Below are 17,286 nucleotides of genomic sequence, written 5' to 3'. Positions count from 1 at the left end.
TTTCAGGAATCAGACCGCGCCCCGCGCCCGCTTGACGTCCGGCGGGGTCGCCTCGTCGACCAGGGCGGCGATCGCCTCCTCGGTCGTCAGCACCTTCTGGCCGTCGCTGCCGAGCCGGCGGACCGAGACCGAATGCGTCTCGGCCTCCTTCTTGCCGACCACGAGCAGCGCCGGGATCTTGGCCAGCGAATGCTCGCGGACCTTGTAGTTGATCTTTTCGTTGCGCAGGTCGATCTCGACCCGAAGGCCGGCGCGCCGCGCCTGCTCCATCACCACCTTGGCGTATTCGTCGCCTTCCGAGGTGATGGTCGTGACCACGGCCTGCACCGGCGACAGCCAGAGCGGGAAGTTGCCGGCATAGTGCTCGATCAGGATGCCGATATAGCGCTCCATCGAGCCGCAGATCGCGCGGTGCACCATCACAGGCGGTTTCTTGCCGCCGTCATGGTCGATGTAGAACGCGCCGAACCGCTCCGGCAGGTTGAAGTCGACCTGCGTGGTGCCGCACTGCCAGTCGCGGCCGATGGCGTCGCGCAGCACATATTCGAACTTCGGCCCGTAGAAGGCGCCTTCGCCCGGGTTGATCTCGGTCTTGATGTGATTGTTCTGCGACTGGATCTCGCGCAGCACCGTCGCCATCACGCGCTCGGCGTGATCCCACATCTCGTCGGTGCCGACGCGCTTGTCCGGCCGGGTCGACAGCTTCACCGTGAGATCGCCGGTGAAGCCGAAATCGGCATAGGTCGACAGGATGAGCTCGTTGATCTTCAGGCACTCTTCGGCGAGCTGGTCCTCGGTGCAGAAGATGTGCGCGTCGTCCTGGGTGAAGCCGCGCACGCGCATCAGGCCGTGCATGGCGCCGGAGGGCTCATAGCGGTGCACCACGCCGAACTCGGCGAGGCGCAAGGGCAGGTCGCGGTAGCTCTTCAGGCCGTGCTTGAAGATCTGCACGTGCCCCGGGCAGTTCATCGGCTTGAGCGCAAACCAGCGCTTGTCCTCGGCCTCGTCGCCGGCCGACTGCGCCGCGAACATGTTCTCGCGATACCAGCCCCAATGGCCCGAGGTCTCCCACAGCACCTTGTCGAGGATCTGCGGCGCGTTGACCTCGCTGTAATCGCCGGTCAGGCGCCGGCGCATATAGGCGATCAGCTGCTGGAAGATGGTCCAGCCCTTCGGGTGCCAGAACACGACGCCCGGACCTTCCTCCTGGAAGTGGAAGAGGTCGAGCTCACGCCCGAGCTTGCGATGGTCGCGCTTCTCGGCTTCCTCGATCTGCTTGAGGTAAGCGTCGAGGTCCTCCTGCTTGGCGAAGGCCGTGCCGTAGATGCGCGTCAGCATCGGATTGTTGCTGTCGCCGCGCCAATAGGCGCCGGCCACCTTCATCAGCTTGAAGGCGTTACCGACCTTGCCGGTCGAAGTCATGTGCGGGCCGCGGCACAGATCGAACCAGTCGCCCTGGTAGTAGATCTTGATCGGCTCGGTGCCGGGAATGGCGTCGACCAGCTCGACCTTGAAGGCCTCGCCCTTGTCGCGGAACACCTGCTTGGTCTTCTCGCGGTCCCAGACTTCCTTGGTGAAAGGTTTGTCGCGCGCGATGATCTCGCGCATCTTCTTCTCGATCGCGGCAAAGTCTTCCGGCGTGAACGGCTCGTTGCGGAAGAAGTCGTAATAGAAGCCGTTCTCGATCACGGGACCGATGGTGACTTGCGTGCCCGGCCACAGCGTCTGCACGGCTTCGGCGAGCACGTGCGCGCAGTCGTGGCGGATCAATTCGAGCGCGCGCGGATCGTCGCGGCTGATCAGCTCGAGCTTGGCGTCGGCCTCGATGGGATCGTTGAGATCGGCGACCACGCCGTCGAGCGCCATCGCGACCGTGCGCTTGGCCAGCGACGGGGAGATGCCCTTGGCGATATCGAGGCCGGTGATGCTCTGGTCGTATTGACGCTGGGCGCCGTCCGGGAAGGTGAGGGTAACTTTGGCGGCGGGGGTCACGGGCTTCAGATTGCTGAGGGAATATTGGAAGCCGGATTCGGACTTCGGCTGGTCGGACTTGGACTGGTCCTTGGATTGGTCCTTGGATTGGTCCTTGGGCTGGTCGGTCATTGCTTTTCTCCTGAGGCTCACTCCTGCGAACGAGCGCAGGTAAGCGGGAACGAGCGATATATCAGGCGATTCGGCCTGCGCAATCCGGCAATTCCAAGAAAGTCGGCGCATAAAGCGGCGTTGGGAGCGAACTATTTCGCACCGGCCCTTTAACTGGCTCGGCGGCTGCTCTACATGCACTTGCATGGAAAATTCACGCGCCAGGCGTTTCGCGCCAACCGCCTTGATGCTCGGCAATCTCGTCACCGGATGCTCGGTGCTGGCCCCGGCGGGCATGCTGCCGGAGCTGGCGAGCGGGCTCGACGTCAGCATTCATGCGGCCGGGCTCCTCATCACCTTCGGCGCGATCACGCTGTGCATCGGCTCGCCGCTGACGGCCTGGCTGACGAGCCGCATCGAACGGCGGACGCTGCTCACGACGACGTTGGCGGTGCTTGCCTTGGGCAATCTCGCGTCGGCCTTTGCGTCCGATTACACCAGCCTCCTCGCCATCCGCCTCGTGATGCTCGCGGTCGGTGCGCTCTACACGCCGCAGGCCGCCGGCACGGCGGCGTTGATCGTGCCGGTGGAGCGGCGGGGCAGCACCATCGCCTATATCTTCCTTGGCTGGTCGCTGGCTGCCGCCGTCGGCCTTCCGCTGATCACTTTCATCGCCAGCCGCTATGGCTGGCGCGCGGCCTATGGCGGGATCGGCGTGCTCGGTTGCATCAGCTTCCTGTTGCTGCTGCTGCGGCTTCCGGCAGGCCTGAAGGGCGCGCCGGTGGATTTGAAGACCTGGCGCGAGGTCGGCCGCAACGGCACGATCCTGCTGCTGCTTGCGATCACCATGCTGCAGATGTCGGGGCAGTTCGTGGTGTTCACCTTCATGGGCCCGCTGCTCAAGAAGCTCACCGGCGCCGGTCCCGATGCGATCGGCATGGTGTTCGCGCTTTACGGCGTCTGCGGCTTCCTCGGCGTCGTCATCGCCACCCGCATCGTCGACACCTCGGGACCGTATCGGACCTCGCTGCTGTTCACCTGCCTGCTGCTTGCGGGCATCACGGGCTGGGCGCTCGGCGCCGGCACGCTTGCTCTCATGGCGGTCGGAGTCGCGATCTGGGGCCTCGGCTTTGCCTCGACCAATTCGATGCAGCAGGTGCGGCTGGTCGCGGCCGCGCCGCCACTGGCATCGGCGACCGTCGCGCTCAACACGTCCGTCCTCTATGTCGGCCAGGCGGTCGGCTCCGCGATCGGCGGGCTGCTGTTCGCCCACGAACTCCTGCATACGCTCGGCTTCGTCGCGGTCGGTTTCGTCGTGCTGGCGCTGATCCTGGTGGTCCTGACCCGGCCCAGGCCTGCTGCCGCAACGGCCTGAATCCCGCATTTTCGTGTACGCAAGGTGCTTGGCAAACCGCGCGCTGGAGCGCTAGAAGGCCGGTCATGGGGACCAAAGAGAGTTGACTGAAATGAGGATGATTCTGGCGGTTGCCGCGGTGCTCTATTCAGCCTCCGCGTTTGCGCAAGCCGACAAGCCACCGATGGTCGGGGACAAGCCCTTGGTGCAGGTCAAGCCCAAGGGGACCAAGGCGGGGACCAAGGAGGCGGCGGCCAAGCCGGCCGCGGCGCCAAAGGGCAAGCCGCAATCGATCGCGGCCCGCCTTCAGGCTTGCCTCGAGCTTGATGACGGCACCAAGGACCGGCTCAATTGCTACGACGCCATCATTCCGCCGACGCCAAAGCCGAAGCCGGCGAAGGCCAAGGGCTACGCCGACTGCAAATTCTTCAAGGAAGAAGACGAGCGGCTGGCCTGCTTCAACGGCTTCGCCGAGAGCATTCCGAAGCTGCCCAAGACCTAATTCTCGCCAGGCTCAGTCGCTGATCCGGCACAGCACAGCCCGGAAGGCAACGCCTGGCGCCTGCAGCGCGTTGCCTTCGAATTCCGCGGTGTCGCCGTCCTCCCGGCCGGCGAGCGCCAGCGTGATGCGGTCGAGGCCGAACAGCGCCTTGAAGGACGGGTCGTCGTTGTAGCGCTGGGTCGAGATCTTGACCTTGATGCCGTCGCCTTCGCCGGTGTACGTGCCGATGAAGGCGAAAGCGGAATTGCCCCCGCGCATCTTGCCATCCATCACATAGACGACGCCGCAGCCCGTTCCGTGAACGGTGTGGAAGTCGACCTTGTACAATCCCTGACGCACTGCCTGTCCCCGCGCAATTCCGAACGCAACTCGACCGCAAACTATGAGCCCTGCCAGCGGAAGCAATCCGGTGGCTCCCGGGGATCTCGGCCATCAACATCACATTTTGATCAGAGCCTGAGGGAATTGCAGGCAATGCAGCCGGATACAGGCTGCACCAATGTCCAAACTATCGGCTCGACGCGGCGGAACTGGTGGCGGCCACGCGGGTCAGCGCCAGCGCCGGCGTCGCCGACATCTTCACCAGCACGTCCTTGAGCGGATCCCGCGTCCAGGCGCGGGTGACGTAGTCGCGATGGGTGATGCCGTCGCCGGTCTCCACGAACACCACGCTGCCGGGACGCAAGGGGCCATCCATGTCCTCGGCGACGCTGATGCCCTTCTGCCGGAGCATGCTCATCAGCTCGCGGTCGCGCCGCGCGGTGTGGCGGGTGTAGGCGCTGACGAAGAAGCCGGAACGGTGGCTCTCGATCCAGGCTGCGAACTTGTCCATTTCGCCATAGACGGCGTCGAGCAGCACGACGCCGCGGACGCGGTCGCTGATGCCACCGACCTCCAGGCTCCAGGCCGTCGGCAGGAAGCCGCCGCTATAGCCGACGATCACGATCGGCATGTTGGCGAAGGCGCGGGCGCCGTTGGGATCGCCGGTGACGCGGGCGAGGTGGTCGGCCGATTCCGCCATGAAGCGCTTGAAGCCGCCCGGCTGCCAGAACTTGCCGGCGCTGGAATCGGCGGCATCGACCGCCATCTGCGGGGCAAGCAGCACGGCATTGGCGCCGGAATCGGTGATCTGCTTGGGGACCAGCTGGCGATCACGCACGTCGCGTTCGAGCGTTGCGCCATTGCCGTGGAAGAACACCACGATCACGCCGGGCTTGCGGACGTCGAAATGCTCGGGCACGTGCATCAGCACGCGGCTGTCATTGTAGGTCTCGTCCTGCCAGAACACGCGACCGGAATAGCTGCGATGGCCGCGGCGCTCGCCCTTGACAATGTTGAGGAACGGCGCGTCGGAGGCGGGGGTGTTGCCGAAATAGGGGAAGGCCGACGACTTCATGCTGACGAGCGTCGTCAGGTCGTCGCGGGGCGAACGCTTGTAGGGGACCTGCGGCTCGAGCGAAGCGACCTTGTAGGGTGCCTGCTCCGGCGGCGGCTGCTGCACTGCGCGCTTTGGCGAGAAGTCCGACATCTGCCGCTGCAGAAAACTCTCGCTCGCCGAGGGGAATCGCTCCCCGAATTGCGGAGCGGGGAAGCGATCCTCGAACGTGTCGCCGCTCGCAACTTGCTGATTGGAGATTTGCGAATTGGTTTTGGCAACGACCTGGACATCGCCTTGCGAGTTCGCCGCGAGCGCCGCCGCATTCGGCGCCTTGCCGCATTGAACCAGTGTCAGGGACAGCGGCACCAAAGCTGAGATCAGGCCGACCCGGAGCGCACGACCGCGCGCACCGGACGACGTCCGGTCGGCACGCATGTCAGCTCTCGGTTTCGGAACGGCCCCGACCATCCACCCATGACCCCAAAGTCACGTCCATCGGCATCTCTAGACAATTGAGCCGACCGGCGTTTAGGCGACGTTAAGCGTCCGGAGAAACTTCCCCACATCCGGAACGCTCAAAAGGACCATGCAATCGTGTCCTGATTGTGGGGAAGGGGAGCGGGCTTTCCCGGGGCTGGCGCAGCTTTATCGCTTGGGAGCAGAATAAGCGGTGCTCGATTACCCGCTTCCGTCGCCTCATTTAGCCCTTGTTAACCCTGCTTGAATTGACTGGGCCAACCTGCACGATGCGCCCATGAGGCACGACGCCTGAGGTTAAGGACCCCGATGACGGCATCAAATGCGGGAACCGCGCCCTGGACTGGCCGGCTGACCGGAGGCGGGACCGGGATCTCGGTTCTGGTCGCAACCGCCATCGTCGTGGCCGACATGATCGGGGTCGGCGTCTTCACCAGCCTCGGCTTCCAGGTCAAGGATATCCCGTCCGGCTTCTCGATCCTGCTGCTGTGGACCGTCGGCGGCATCGTCGCGCTGTGCGGGGTGTTCGCCTATAGCGAGCTCGGGGCGATGTTTCCGCGCTCGAGCGGCGAGTACAATTTCCTCGGTCGCGCCTATCATCCCGCCTTCGGCTTTCTCGCCGGCTGGGTCTCGGCGACGGTGGGCTTCGCAGCGCCCGTTGCGCTCGCCGCGATGGCGTTTGGCGAATACGCCAAATCGGTCGTGCCCGATCTGCCACCGATCCCGCTCGCCATCGCCGTGGTGTGGCTGGTCTCGCTCGTGCAACTGACCGGTGTCAGGCACTCCTCGACCTTCCAGCTGATCTCGACGATCATCAAGGTCGCGCTGATCGTCGCCTTCCTGGTCGCCGGCTTCGTCATCGCTGCCCCGCAACCGATCACGTTCACGCCGCAGCCGGGCGATCTCGCCCACATCGTCAGCGCGCCGTTCGCGATCGGGCTCGTCTTCGTGATGTATTCGTTCTCGGGCTGGAATGCCGCCACCTACATCATCGGCGAGATGAACACGCCGCAGCGGAGCCTGCCGCGCGCGCTGCTGGCGGGCACGCTGATCGTGCTCGTGCTGTATGTCGCGCTGAACGCGGTGTTCCTCTACTCAACGCCAGCAGGTGCGCTCGCCGGCCAGCTCGATGTTGCCAGCGTTGCCGGCAGCGCGATCTTCGGCAGTCTCGGCGGCCGGATCGTCGGCGCGATGATCTGCGTCGGCCTGATCTCCTCGATCTCTGCGATGATGTGGATCGGCCCGCGCGTGATGATGACGATGGGGGAGGACATTCCCGCCTTGCGCGTGTTCTCGAAGAGATCGGCAAGCGGCGCGCCGGCCTATGCCATCCTGTTTCAGCTCGCCGTCGCCAATCTGCTGCTGTTCACGCGCAGCTTCGAGGCGGTGCTCGACTTCATCCAGTTCGCGCTCTTGTTCTGCTCGTTCTTCACGGTCGCCGGCGTCATCAAGTTGCGCATCACCGATCCCGATTTGCCGCGGCCCTATCGCGCCTGGGGATACCCGTTCACGCCCCTGGTTTTCCTGCTCGTGACCGCGTTCATGATGTACTACCTGTTGACCGAGCGGCCGGTGCAGTCGCTCGCGGGGATGCTCGTCATGCTCTCGGGCCTGTTGATTTATGCTGTTTTCCGCAGGCGGCCGGTCGCCGCTGGCAATTCACACAATCGCGAATAGACATGTTTCGACCCTTCAGAATTGCGTCCGTCGCTCTTGCCCTGCTGGCTGCGGCCGTCTCGTCCGCGCACGCCGCCGAGGTGAGCTTCGATGACACCGCGCGCTTCCTCGCGGGCATGCAGCCTTCGGCGGACTCGCCGCTGGTGCCGCTCACGAAGGATCCGGGCTGGCAGCGCCATGCAAAGTTCTTCGACGGCGCCTTCGCCCAGCTCGAACAGCGCCAGCTCTCCAAGATCCGCGATTGGGCCGACGTCAACCTCGCCGCGCCCCGGCCGACCATGTTCTACATGTTCAGCGGCCCCGATTTCCTCTACGCCAACGCCTTCTATTCCAAGGCGAGCACCTACGTGCTCGGCGCGCTGGAGCCGGTCGGGACGGTGCCCGATTTGACCCGGCTGCCGCGCGGTTCGGTCGGCGCCGCGCTCTATAATGTCGAGCGCTCGCTCGGTTCGATCCTGAGCTTTTCCTTCTTCATCACCAAGCAGATGAAGGTCGACCTGCACGCCAATCAGGTCAACGGCACCTTGCCGATCCTCTATGTCTTCCTCGCGCGCTCCGGCAAGACCATCCGCAACGTCGAGATGATCGCGCTCGACGACAAGGGGGGCTTGCATGTCGGCGACGACAATCCGGGGCGTAACGCGACGCGCGGCGTTCGCATCACCTTCGCCGGCAGCGATGGGGAAACGCGCACGCTGTATTATTTCTCGACCGATCTTTCCAATTCCGGCGCGCGCAACACGGGGTTCCTGAAATTCTGCGAGACGCTCGGGCCCGGCAACAGCCTGCTCAAGAGTGCGTCCTATCTCATGCACTCCGGAAACTTCACCGTCGTTCGCGACTGGCTGCTCGCCAACAGCGCCACCATCATCCAGGACGATTCCGGGATTCCGCTTGCGAACTACGGCGCGCGGCAATGGCGGTTCTTCCCGTTCGGCCGCTATCTCGGGCCGATCGACGAATTCCCCGGCCGCTATCAGGAGCGCTACGCCGAGTTGTTCACACGGGCCCAGCCAATCGATTTCGGCGTCGGCTACCGCTGGCGGATGCACGAGTCCAATTTGCTGCTGGCGGTGAGGGTGCCGGGCACCGAAACGGCGCCGGGCGCGGAGGCCACCTCGTCGGCCGATCCGGCGCCGAAGCCGCCGCGTCCGAAGCGGCTGCGACCGCCCGAGCCGATCCCGCCGCCGCCCGGGCGCTTCTACTGGTTCCGCTGATTACCAGTGCACGCTCTGGCTCGGCACGATGAACGCGGTCGTGCTCGGCGCCGTCGCAAAGCTCGTTGCCAGATACCAGCCGGAGCCGAGCACCAGCGCCAGCAAGGCGACGATCGCGAGCAGATCCATGGTTCGGGGGTCGTGGTGACGCCTGGAGCCGGGATTGGGCCCAAGCCTGAAGTGAAGATGAGGGCTGATTTTCCAGCGCATTGTTGTTTCCTCCCGGGGGAGCATCAAAACAACGCGGGAAGAAACTCGAAGGTTCCGCTCAGCCACTTATGGGCAGAGCATCGCAGCAATCTCAGGAAGCATTGACGCCGCGCCAGCGGCCATAGCGCCATGGCAGATACCAGCGCGCGCCTTGCGGCGCGCCGAGCGGCACATTGTCGATGCCCGACGTGCCGAACGGATTGCAGCGCAGCAGGCGCGCGAGCGTCATCCAGCCGCCGGCCCAGAGGCCGAACCGTTCGATCGCCTCATCGCCATAAACGGAACAGGTCGGCAGATGCCGGCAATTGTAGCCGACCAGAGGCGATAGCGTGTGCCGGTAGAGCCAGATCAGCGCACGGCCGAATCGACGCGGAAGCCGGAGCACACCCTCGACGGAATTGGAACAATGCTCGCAGGCTGGATGCTTCATGTGCGCTTTGCTGCAATCGTGGGCGCGGTATTGCATGGTTCCGGCGCATGGAACTGTAAGCTGTTGTTTCCGCGCCATATTTTGCATGTTTTTTGGGAGCAGTGCAGCAAATCCGTATGGACGAGCTGTATTCCCCCGGATACCATTTTTGCGACTCTCGTGGAAACATACGACCGTATGATGGACTCATCGAGCGCGAAGCGGGGATAATCGCGCCAATGGGGCTTGGGGAAGGGATCAGTTTGAAACTCCTGAAGTCGCTCAACCTTCGCGGCTGGTTGCTGGTGGGAGCCGCCGTGGGCGGAGTCGTGCTGGCTGGCGCCGTCACGACATTCGGGTCGTCGGCCCGCGCTGGTGCTGCTCTCGAAGAGCGCAAGCTGCCGATGAAGTTCAACTGGATCGCCTGCGAGCCGAACTGCCGCGGCTGGGTCAGCGCGGTCGGCATCATTACTGCAGACACACCCAAGGACTTCGAGGAGTTTTCCCGCGGACGCCAGCTCGGCGGCGCCACCGTGGTGCTCGATTCCAGCGGCGGTTCCGTCAACGACGCGATCACGCTCGGCCGGCGCTTCCGCAATCTCGGACTTCTGACCACGGTCGGCGTGAGTCTCCGCGGCGGGCAGTCCGCCCGCCCGGCGGTTGCGCCGGAGGCCTATTGCGAATCCATGTGCGTGTTCCTGCTGCTGGCCGGCAAGAAGCGCTATGTGCCGGAAGCTGCCCATGTCCGTGTCCACCAGATCTGGATGGGTGACCGCGCCGACGATGCCAAGGCGGCGAGCTACAGCGCGCAGGACCTGATGATCGTGGAACGCGACATCGGTCGTCTCGCCAAATACACCTTCGACATGGGCGGTGCCGGCGATCTGCTGTCGCTGGCGCTCAGCGTGCCGCCCTGGGAAGACCTGCATGAGCTGGATTCCGGCGAACTCAAGCTCACCAATCTCGTGACCACCGACCTCGTGGCCGACGTGCTGCCGCATGTGGACATCTCCGCGCCGGCGATGGCGGCGCTTGCGCCGAAGACGCAGGCGAGATTTGGCGCGGAACAGGAGCAGTCGCAGCCTGCCAAGTCGACCAAGACGGCGGAAGCACTGGTGCCGACGGGTGGCGTGGCCGCGCCGGCTCCGACGACGCAGAAGTAGCTCTCAGATCCTGGCAATCATACCCGGCGCGCGCTTAGCGCGGACCCGGCCTCAGCCCTGCGCCGCAGCCGGCTGCTTGGCCTCGGTCTTTGCCTTGGCTTCGATCTGGCCAATGGCGTCGACCACCGCATCGAAGGTCAGGAGCGTCGAAGCGTGCCGCGCCTTGTAGTCGCGGACCGGCTCGAGGAACTTAATCTCCTCCCATTTGCCTTCAGGAGGCGCGCCGTTCTCCTTCAGCATCTTGCGAACAGTTTCGCGTAACTCACGGAGTTCGCTCGCAGTCGAGCCGACGATGCGACTTGCCATGATGGATGAGGAGGCTTGTCCGAGCGCACAGGCCTTCACGTCATGGGCGAAGTCGGTGATCCTGTCGCCTTCCATCTTGAGGTCGACCTTCACGGTCGAGCCGCACAGCTTGGAGTGGGCGGTGGCGGAGGCATCGGGGTCCGACAGCCGTCCGAGGCGCGGAATATTCCCGGCCAATTCGATGATCCGCTTGTTGTAGATGTCGTTCAGCATGTGATGGAGTCCAGCACTTCCGCATCGGATCGGCCTTGGCGGGCGCGGTCCACGGTCCTATATAGGGTCGGAACTGGCGGAAAAACAGTCCAGCGGCGGTGGCCATAGGCCGTGCGGCCGACGTGAGAGGTGAGGGCTTTTTCGCCAGGTTCAACTGTTCTCTTCAGGCGTCCGGCGGCATGCCGCCCCGTCTGCCGGTGACACTCCGGCCGTAAGGCCGTCGAACGGAGTCGATATGGACGCTACCATCAAACCCATCCGCCCCAACAAGGTCTCCGACCGGCAGCCCGAGAGCCGCCCGGCCGAGCTTGATCCTGCCGAATTCCTCGCGGCCGCCGTCCGCGCCGACCAGCCGCGCCCGGCCCGCGCCGAGGCGGAAGCGGCGGTGAAGACGCTGCTCGCCTATATCGGCGAGAATACCGAGCGCGAGGGCCTGCTCGATACGCCGCGCCGCGTGGTCGAAGCCTTTGACGAGCTCTATCAGGGCTATCACCAGTGCCCGGCCGAGGTGCTCGACCGCACCTTTGGCGAGACCGCGGGCTATGACGATTTCGTCCTGGTGCGCGACATCGAATTCACCTCTCAGTGCGAGCATCACATGATGCCGTTCTACGGCAAGGCGCACATCGCCTATACGCCGGTGGAACGTGTTGTCGGCCTGTCCAAGCTTGCGCGCCTTACCGACATCTTCGCCCGCAGGCTCCAGACCCAGGAGCATCTGACGGCGCAGATCGCCGCTGCGATCGACGAGGTCCTCAAGCCGCGCGGCGTTGCGGTGCTGATCGAGGCCGAGCATACCTGCATGTCGGTGCGCGGCGTCGCCAAGCATGGCGCCTCCACCTTCACCAGCCGCTTCACCGGCATGTTCCGCGACAATCCGGCGGAGCAGGCCCGTTTCCTGTCCCTGGTGCGAGGCCTGCAGCGCTGACCTCGCGAATAGATCGGCGAGGTCGTCGTGTCCGCCCATTCCCATGAGATCGAGGAAGGCCTGTCCTTCCAGCCGCGCTTCGACGCGAGCGGGCTCGTGACCTGCGTGGCGACCGACGTCGCCACCGGTGACGTGCTCATGGTCGCGCACATGAACGACGAGGCGCTGCGCAAGACGATCGCGACCGGCGAGGCCTGGTACTTCAGCCGCTCGCGCAATGCCTTGTGGCGAAAAGGTGAGACCTCGGGTCAGACCCAGCGCGTGGTCGAGATGCGCACCGATTGCGATCAGGACGCAGTCTGGATCCGTGTCGAGCAGATCGGCGCGGCCTGCCACACGGGGCGGCGATCCTGCTTCTATCGCAAGGTCGAGGCCGAGGGCGGGGGAGCGAAGCTGGTCTTCGCCGATGCCGAGCGGCTGTTTGATCCGAACGCGGTCTACAAGAAGTAACCTGCTGTCATTCCAGGGTGCGCGCAGCGCGAGCCCGGAATCCATCGCAAGGCATCACGCGCGGCTCAATGGATTCCGGGCTCGCACCTGCGGTGCGCCCCGGAATGACGCGGGGCGGGCGGGGAGAGCCCAATTAACCCCGCATTAACCATACCTGTCCCACGGTGAGACGATCGGGCGTCCGAATTGCCGGCGCCGCTCAACGCCGCGTGGGGCGGGCACTTCATCATGTCGGTCGACAATTCCAGTGCCACGCAGACGGCGGTTCTCGATCCGTCGCGGGCGCGCGTCGCCGGTGCGATCAAGCAGGCCTCGAATGTTTCAGGCGTCAGCTTCCAGTACATGCTGACCACCGCCAAGATGGAATCGGATTTCGATCCCACCGCGGGAGCCACCACGTCATCGGCGCACGGACTCTACCAGTTCATCGACCAGACCTGGCTCGGCACGGTGAAGGAGGCGGGCCCCCAGCTCGGCTACGGCAATTATGCCAACGCGATCTCCAGGACCACGTCGGGCGGCTACACCGTCGACGATCCCGCGATGAAGCGGTCGATCATGAAGCTCCGCGACGATCCGGAGGCCGCTTCCAGCATGGCCGCGGCGCTGACGCAGTCGAACAGCTTCAAGCTGACGGGCCTGCTCGGGCGCAGGCCGAGCGACAGCGAACTCTACATGGCGCATTTCATGGGCGTCGGCGGCGCCGCAAAGCTGATCGCCAATGCTGAGGACAATCCGCAAGCGGTCGGCGCGCGGCTGTTTCCCAATGCGGCATCCGCCAACCGTTCGATCTTCTACGCCAGGGACGGACGCGCCCGCAGCGTCTCCGAAGTCTATTCGGTGCTGGACGCGCGCTATGCCAGCGCGGCCAATTCGAAAACGACCCGCAGCGCGATGGCGATGTATGGCGGGACGCCGTCGACCACCGAGGTTGCGAGCGCGAGCGGCGTGCAGCCCACCGCGCCCGTCATCGACAACGCCGCCTATCTCCAGACTTTCCCGAACACACGCGCGGTGACGCCCGTCAGTGCGACGTCGCCGACCACGGTCGCGGACAGTGCCCCGACCACGCCGGTGTTTCGTTCGATCTATCAGCCCGGCGATGCCACGCAGCCGGTCTCGACCACGGTGCAGAAATTGTGGGGCAACAACGCCTCGCTGACGTCCGTCGCCTCAGCGACGCCAGATGTGCGTCCGCCGCAGCCGCTCGATCTGTTCAGCGATCGCAGCGGCACGTTCTCGAGCTAATCGAGGTCTCGCGTCCCGGACGCGCCGCAGCGTGAAACGCTGCTGCGCGGAGCCGTGAACCCATGCCGCAGCAAATCTTCCTGTCGGAAATGGATCCCGGTTCAGCAGCGCATCACATCGTGCTGCGCTGCGTCCGGCGCACGCGAGCCGAGGCACCTTTGTTCCCTTAACAAATCATCAATAAAACCAGCCAGTTATGGTGAACGCTTTGTTAAGCGTCGTGGTTTATTTTGTGTTGCAGGTGACGAGCCGTCACCATTTTCGTTTGTTGTGTAAGCCGGAAGCAGCATGATTGTTCGGCAGTTCATCAATTGGATCAGGACGGCGCCCGCCGGCGAGCGGGCCGAGGCCACACGGGCGTTGGCCCGGGCCTGGCTGATCTCAGATCTTTCGACAGACGACCGCATCGCCGCCGAAGGCGCGCTCCTGATGCAGCTCGACGATCCCTCGCCGCTGGTGCGGCAGGCGATGGCCGAGGCTTTTGCGCGTAGCCTTGATGCGCCGGCATCGATCGTGCGGGCGCTGTCGGCGGACCAGCCGACCGTCGCGCTGCCCGTGCTCGAACATTCCCCGCTGCTGATCGACGCCGATCTCGTCGACATCGTCGCGACCGGCAATGACGAGGTGCAGTGCGCGGTCGCGCGCCGCATCGCGCTGCCGGTCTCGGTCTGCGCCGCCATCGCCGAAGTCGGCTGCGCGGCGGCCGCGCTGGAGCTGATCGAAAATCCCCATGCCGAGCTTGCGCCGTTCTCCTGGGACCGCATCGTCGAGCGTCACGGCCATCTCGCCGCGATCCGCGAGGCGATGCTGGTGCTGGACGATCTGCCGGCAGCAACCCGCGCCGCGCTGGTGGCGAAACTCTCCGAGACGCTGGCGCAGTTCGTCGTGGCGCGGAACTGGCTCAGCGCCGACCGGGCCGAACGCATCGCGCTCGAGGCGCGCGACCGCTCCACCATGAATATCGCATCGCGCTCGCGCGGCGAGGACATGCAGGGCCTGGTGCGGCACCTGCGCATCACCGGCCAGCTCACGGCGGGTCTCATCTTGCGCGCGCTGTTGTCGAGCAATCTCGACCTGTTCGACGCGGCGCTGGCCGAGCTCGCCGACCTGCCGCTGGCGCGCGTCACCGCGCTGCTGCACGACCGCGGCGGCAACAGCCTGCAGGCGCTGCTCCGGCGCGCCGGGCTTCCCGAGCCGACGTTCGCGGCGTTCCAGGTCGCGCTCGATGCCTGCCACGAGCAGGGCTTCGTCGACAGCGACGACGGCGCTGTGCGGCTGCGCCGTCGCATGGTCGAGCGCGTGCTCACCCATTGCGAGACCGACCGCGGCGTCACCGAGCCGCTGATGGTCCTGCTCCGCCGCTTCGCCACCGAGTCGGCGCGGGAGGAGGCAAGGCTGTTCTGCGACGAACTCGTCGCGGACGAGGCGATCGACCCGGTGTATGGCGATCTGATTGCCGCATAGCGAGCTGCCGTAGGGTGGGTTAGCCTTGCGGCTGCGCGAAGCGCAGCTCGCAGGCGTAACCCACCTCTTTGCTTTCCACGCAAACAGAGAAGTGGTGGGTTACGCTACGCTAACCCACCCTACGATTCTGATCGTGGTGATAGAGCCGGACCTTACTCCCCCGGCGCGATGCTCGGCGCCAGGATCACTTCGAGATGCTCGGGGCGGTCGCGATTGACATGGGCGAGGTAGTCGTCGGCGACCTTGCGCAGGCGGCGGCTGAGCTCGGCGGAGACGCTGATGCTGTCGAGCTTGGTATTCTCGTGCACGATGGCGAGGATGGCGTTGATGTGGTGCGTGAACAGTTCGGCCGGCACCTTTTCCAGATCAGGCGCGTGCTCGATGACGCGGCACAGGCTCTCGGCGATTCCGGCCGCGGCCGGATAGCCGAAGGTCGCGGCGTCGCCCTTGATGTCGTGCGCGGCGCGGAACAGCTCGTCGCGCCGCTCCTTGGTGAAGCCGTCATTGCGGATGGCGACGTAGGCGGCCGACAGGCGGTTGACCTCGGTCGTCATCCAATCCTTGAACTCGCCGGACAGGCCGGCGAGCGCCTGCTCGGCGCGGCCGATCGGATCGTCCATGTCCTTGTCTTCGACCCGGCGCAGGACTTTCCGCAGCGGGTTGGGCTGCGTGATGATTTGATGCGTGGCGAAGGCCGTGACCTCGATGTCCTTTGCGCTGTTCTTCGCCATGATGCCTGCCTCGTCTGAAGACGTTGCGCTAGATGGATGAGCGGGCCTTATCGAGCAGCGAGGGCTGCTGCAGCACCTCGTGCTTTTCGCCGACGCGGCGCTCGGGGCCCATATAGGCAGAGTTGATGTTGCGGCGCCGGTCCGGCCCGAAATAGGTCTTGGTCTTGATGAAGGGGCGGGGATTGGCGACCACGTTGAGGATGCGCTGATAGAGCCCTTTGGCCGAGATCGGCTTGGCCAGGAATTCGGTGACGCCGGCATCGCGCGCCACCGTGACGCGGCGCTTCTCCGAATGACCGGTCAGCATGATGATCGGTGCGTAAGGGTTGCCCTTGGATTCCGGCTGCCGGATCATCTGCGCGAGCTCGAGCCCGTCGAAGATCGGCATGGCCCAGTCGGTGATGACGATATCGGGCACGTAGTGGCTGTACATTTCCAGCGCGGTGGCGCCGTCCTCGGCTTCATAGACCTCGCGCGCGCCGAACGAATGCAGCAGCGTGCGCAGGATGCGGCGCATGTGCGGATTGTCGTCGCAGACGAGGAAGCGCAGCTTGTTGAAATCGATGCGGAACATGACGCCTGGGCCAGAGCGGTCAACCTTCGTTAACCATATCGTGGCGAGGGTTAACGAAGGGTTGCGACCGGGCTCCCGCAGCGCGCGGAGGCAGGGGCTCAGTAGCCGAACTGCTCGCGCAAAATGCGTTCTTCCAGGCTGTGGCCGGGGTCGAACAGCATGCGCATCGAGATGCTCTTGTCGGACAAGATCTCGACGCGCCGGACCCTGCGTACCTCCTCATGGTCGGCGACGGCCGCGACCGGGCGCTTGTCGTCCTCCAGCACGTCGATCACGACATAGGCGGTGTTGGGCAGCAGGGCGCCGCGCCAGCGGCGTGGACGGAAGGCGCTGATCGGGGTCAGCGCCAGAAGGGCGGCGTTGATCGGCAGGATCGGGCCCTGCGCCGACAGATTGTAGGCCGTCGAGCCGGCCGGCGTCGCCACGATGATGCCGTCGGCGATCAGCTCGGGCATGCGCTCGCGCTCGTCGATCAGGATCCGCAGGCGCGCCGCCTGGGAGGTCTGCCGGAACAGGTAAACCTCGTTGATGGCGTGGTGCAGATGGACGCGATCGTTGACGTCGGTTGCGCGCATCAGGAGCGGATTGATCTCGGATTCATGCGCCGTCTCGAGCCGCGCGCGCAGATCGTGCGTCGAGTATTCGTTCATCAGGAAGCCGACGGTGCCGCGATGCATGCCGTAGATCGGCTTTCCCGTGTGCATGTTCTGGTGCAGCGTCTGCAGCATCAGCCCGTCGCCGCCGAGCGCGACCACGATGTCGGCGTCCTTGGGGTCGCAATTGCCATAGTCCCTGGTGAGCTGGCTGAAGGCGGCCTGCGCCTCGCTGCTGGGGCTGGCGACGAAGGCGATGCGGTCGTATCGCTGGGGCTTGGTCATGGCTTGTCGGGCAGGCCGCTGGCTG

The 17,286-nt window shown here is 65.0% G+C and carries 18 protein-coding genes; 9 read left to right on the top strand and 9 right to left on the bottom strand.

The window, feature by feature from the left end:
• Nucleotides 1-9: 9 nt before the first annotated feature.
• Nucleotides 10-2,103: a threonine--tRNA ligase gene (gene thrS, locus AABA86_RS07945; RefSeq protein ID WP_338306378.1), complete on the bottom strand. Its 2,094-nt coding sequence runs from the start codon at nucleotides 2,101-2,103 to the stop codon at nucleotides 10-12.
• Between the two features lie 184 nt (nucleotides 2,104-2,287).
• Here thrS and AABA86_RS07940 point away from each other — a divergent pair, with 184 nt between their 5' ends.
• Together AABA86_RS07940 and AABA86_RS07935 are read left to right on the top strand one after the other, a co-directional pair.
• Nucleotides 2,288-3,457 carry an MFS transporter gene (locus AABA86_RS07940; protein WP_338306377.1) on the top strand — a complete coding sequence of 390 codons (1,170 nt, stop codon included), beginning with the start codon at nucleotides 2,288-2,290 and terminating at the stop codon, nucleotides 3,455-3,457.
• 91 nt (nucleotides 3,458-3,548) lie between these two features.
• Complete coding sequence (locus tag AABA86_RS07935; protein WP_130369499.1) at nucleotides 3,549-3,938, top strand: hypothetical protein; 390 nt, start codon at nucleotides 3,549-3,551, stop codon at nucleotides 3,936-3,938.
• Nucleotides 3,939-3,950: 12 nt separating this feature from the next.
• On the opposite strand, the gene AABA86_RS07930 is transcribed toward AABA86_RS07935, so the two are convergent.
• Nucleotides 3,951-4,277: a GrlR family regulatory protein gene (locus tag AABA86_RS07930; RefSeq protein WP_212252038.1), complete on the bottom strand. Its 327-nt coding sequence runs from the start codon at nucleotides 4,275-4,277 to the stop codon at nucleotides 3,951-3,953.
• 169 nt (nucleotides 4,278-4,446) lie between these two features.
• On the bottom strand, nucleotides 4,447-5,751 hold the full coding sequence (locus AABA86_RS07925) for an alpha/beta hydrolase (protein ID WP_338306376.1): 1,305 nt from the start codon (nucleotides 5,749-5,751) through the stop codon (nucleotides 4,447-4,449).
• Between the two features lie 351 nt (nucleotides 5,752-6,102).
• On the opposite strand from AABA86_RS07925, the gene AABA86_RS07920 reads away from it, so the two are divergent.
• Together AABA86_RS07920 and AABA86_RS07915 are read left to right on the top strand one after the other, a co-directional pair.
• Entirely contained in the window at nucleotides 6,103-7,470 is a 1,368-nt protein-coding gene (locus tag AABA86_RS07920; RefSeq protein ID WP_338306375.1) for an APC family permease, read from the top strand.
• 2 nt (nucleotides 7,471-7,472) lie between these two features.
• The gene (locus AABA86_RS07915; protein ID WP_338306374.1) at nucleotides 7,473-8,687 is read left to right on the top strand and encodes a hypothetical protein; all 1,215 of its coding nucleotides are present in this window, start codon (nucleotides 7,473-7,475) and stop codon (nucleotides 8,685-8,687) included.
• Here the strand turns inward: AABA86_RS07915 and AABA86_RS07910 are convergent, their stop codons facing one another.
• Both AABA86_RS07910 and yidD read right to left on the bottom strand, forming a co-directional pair.
• On the bottom strand, nucleotides 8,688-8,897 hold the full coding sequence (locus AABA86_RS07910; protein ID WP_212252030.1) for a hypothetical protein: 210 nt from the start codon (nucleotides 8,895-8,897) through the stop codon (nucleotides 8,688-8,690).
• A 91-nt stretch (nucleotides 8,898-8,988) separates the two neighbouring features.
• Nucleotides 8,989-9,327, bottom strand: a complete 339-nt coding sequence (yidD, locus tag AABA86_RS07905) for a membrane protein insertion efficiency factor YidD (RefSeq protein ID WP_338306373.1) — start codon at nucleotides 9,325-9,327, stop codon at nucleotides 8,989-8,991.
• A gap of 242 nt (nucleotides 9,328-9,569) precedes the next feature.
• On the opposite strand from yidD, the gene AABA86_RS07900 reads away from it, so the two are divergent.
• Nucleotides 9,570-10,469: a hypothetical protein gene (locus AABA86_RS07900; protein WP_212252026.1), complete on the top strand. Its 900-nt coding sequence runs from the start codon at nucleotides 9,570-9,572 to the stop codon at nucleotides 10,467-10,469.
• Nucleotides 10,470-10,520: 51 nt separating this feature from the next.
• Here the strand turns inward: AABA86_RS07900 and AABA86_RS07895 are convergent, their stop codons facing one another.
• Entirely contained in the window at nucleotides 10,521-10,988 is a 468-nt protein-coding gene (locus tag AABA86_RS07895) for an iron-sulfur cluster assembly scaffold protein (RefSeq protein ID WP_212252024.1), read from the bottom strand.
• 235 nt (nucleotides 10,989-11,223) lie between these two features.
• Here AABA86_RS07895 and folE point away from each other — a divergent pair, with 235 nt between their 5' ends.
• From folE to AABA86_RS07875, 4 genes are all read left to right on the top strand, one after another.
• Complete coding sequence (gene folE, locus AABA86_RS07890; protein WP_212252022.1) at nucleotides 11,224-11,916, top strand: GTP cyclohydrolase I FolE; 693 nt, start codon at nucleotides 11,224-11,226, stop codon at nucleotides 11,914-11,916.
• Between the two features lie 27 nt (nucleotides 11,917-11,943).
• A complete protein-coding gene (gene hisI, locus AABA86_RS07885; protein ID WP_338306372.1) occupies nucleotides 11,944-12,366 on the top strand; it encodes a phosphoribosyl-AMP cyclohydrolase in 423 nt (140 codons plus the stop codon).
• A 186-nt stretch (nucleotides 12,367-12,552) separates the two neighbouring features.
• Nucleotides 12,553-13,614 carry a lytic transglycosylase domain-containing protein gene (locus tag AABA86_RS07880; RefSeq protein ID WP_338306371.1) on the top strand — a complete coding sequence of 354 codons (1,062 nt, stop codon included), beginning with the start codon at nucleotides 12,553-12,555 and terminating at the stop codon, nucleotides 13,612-13,614.
• A gap of 288 nt (nucleotides 13,615-13,902) precedes the next feature.
• Nucleotides 13,903-15,078, top strand: a complete 1,176-nt coding sequence (locus AABA86_RS07875) for a DUF2336 domain-containing protein (RefSeq protein WP_338306370.1) — start codon at nucleotides 13,903-13,905, stop codon at nucleotides 15,076-15,078.
• Between the two features lie 152 nt (nucleotides 15,079-15,230).
• Here the strand turns inward: AABA86_RS07875 and AABA86_RS07870 are convergent, their stop codons facing one another.
• The 3 genes from AABA86_RS07870 to AABA86_RS07860 all read right to left on the bottom strand — a co-directional run bounded on the left by AABA86_RS07870 (nucleotide 15,231) and on the right by AABA86_RS07860 (nucleotide 17,261).
• The gene (locus tag AABA86_RS07870) at nucleotides 15,231-15,809 is read right to left on the bottom strand and encodes an Hpt domain-containing protein (RefSeq protein ID WP_338306369.1); all 579 of its coding nucleotides are present in this window, start codon (nucleotides 15,807-15,809) and stop codon (nucleotides 15,231-15,233) included.
• A 28-nt stretch (nucleotides 15,810-15,837) separates the two neighbouring features.
• A complete protein-coding gene (locus tag AABA86_RS07865) occupies nucleotides 15,838-16,383 on the bottom strand; it encodes a response regulator (RefSeq protein ID WP_279377020.1) in 546 nt (181 codons plus the stop codon).
• Between the two features lie 98 nt (nucleotides 16,384-16,481).
• A complete protein-coding gene (locus tag AABA86_RS07860) occupies nucleotides 16,482-17,261 on the bottom strand; it encodes an NAD kinase (protein WP_338306368.1) in 780 nt (259 codons plus the stop codon).
• Between the last annotated feature and the right edge of the window lie 25 nt (nucleotides 17,262-17,286).

The organism is Bradyrhizobium sp. TM233 (assembly GCF_036247965.1).
GTDB classification, from domain to species: Bacteria; Pseudomonadota; Alphaproteobacteria; order Rhizobiales; family Xanthobacteraceae; genus Bradyrhizobium; species Bradyrhizobium ottawaense.
The sequence above is the reverse complement of the archived record's forward strand: the minus strand, read 5'-3'. Positions and strand labels throughout refer to the sequence as shown.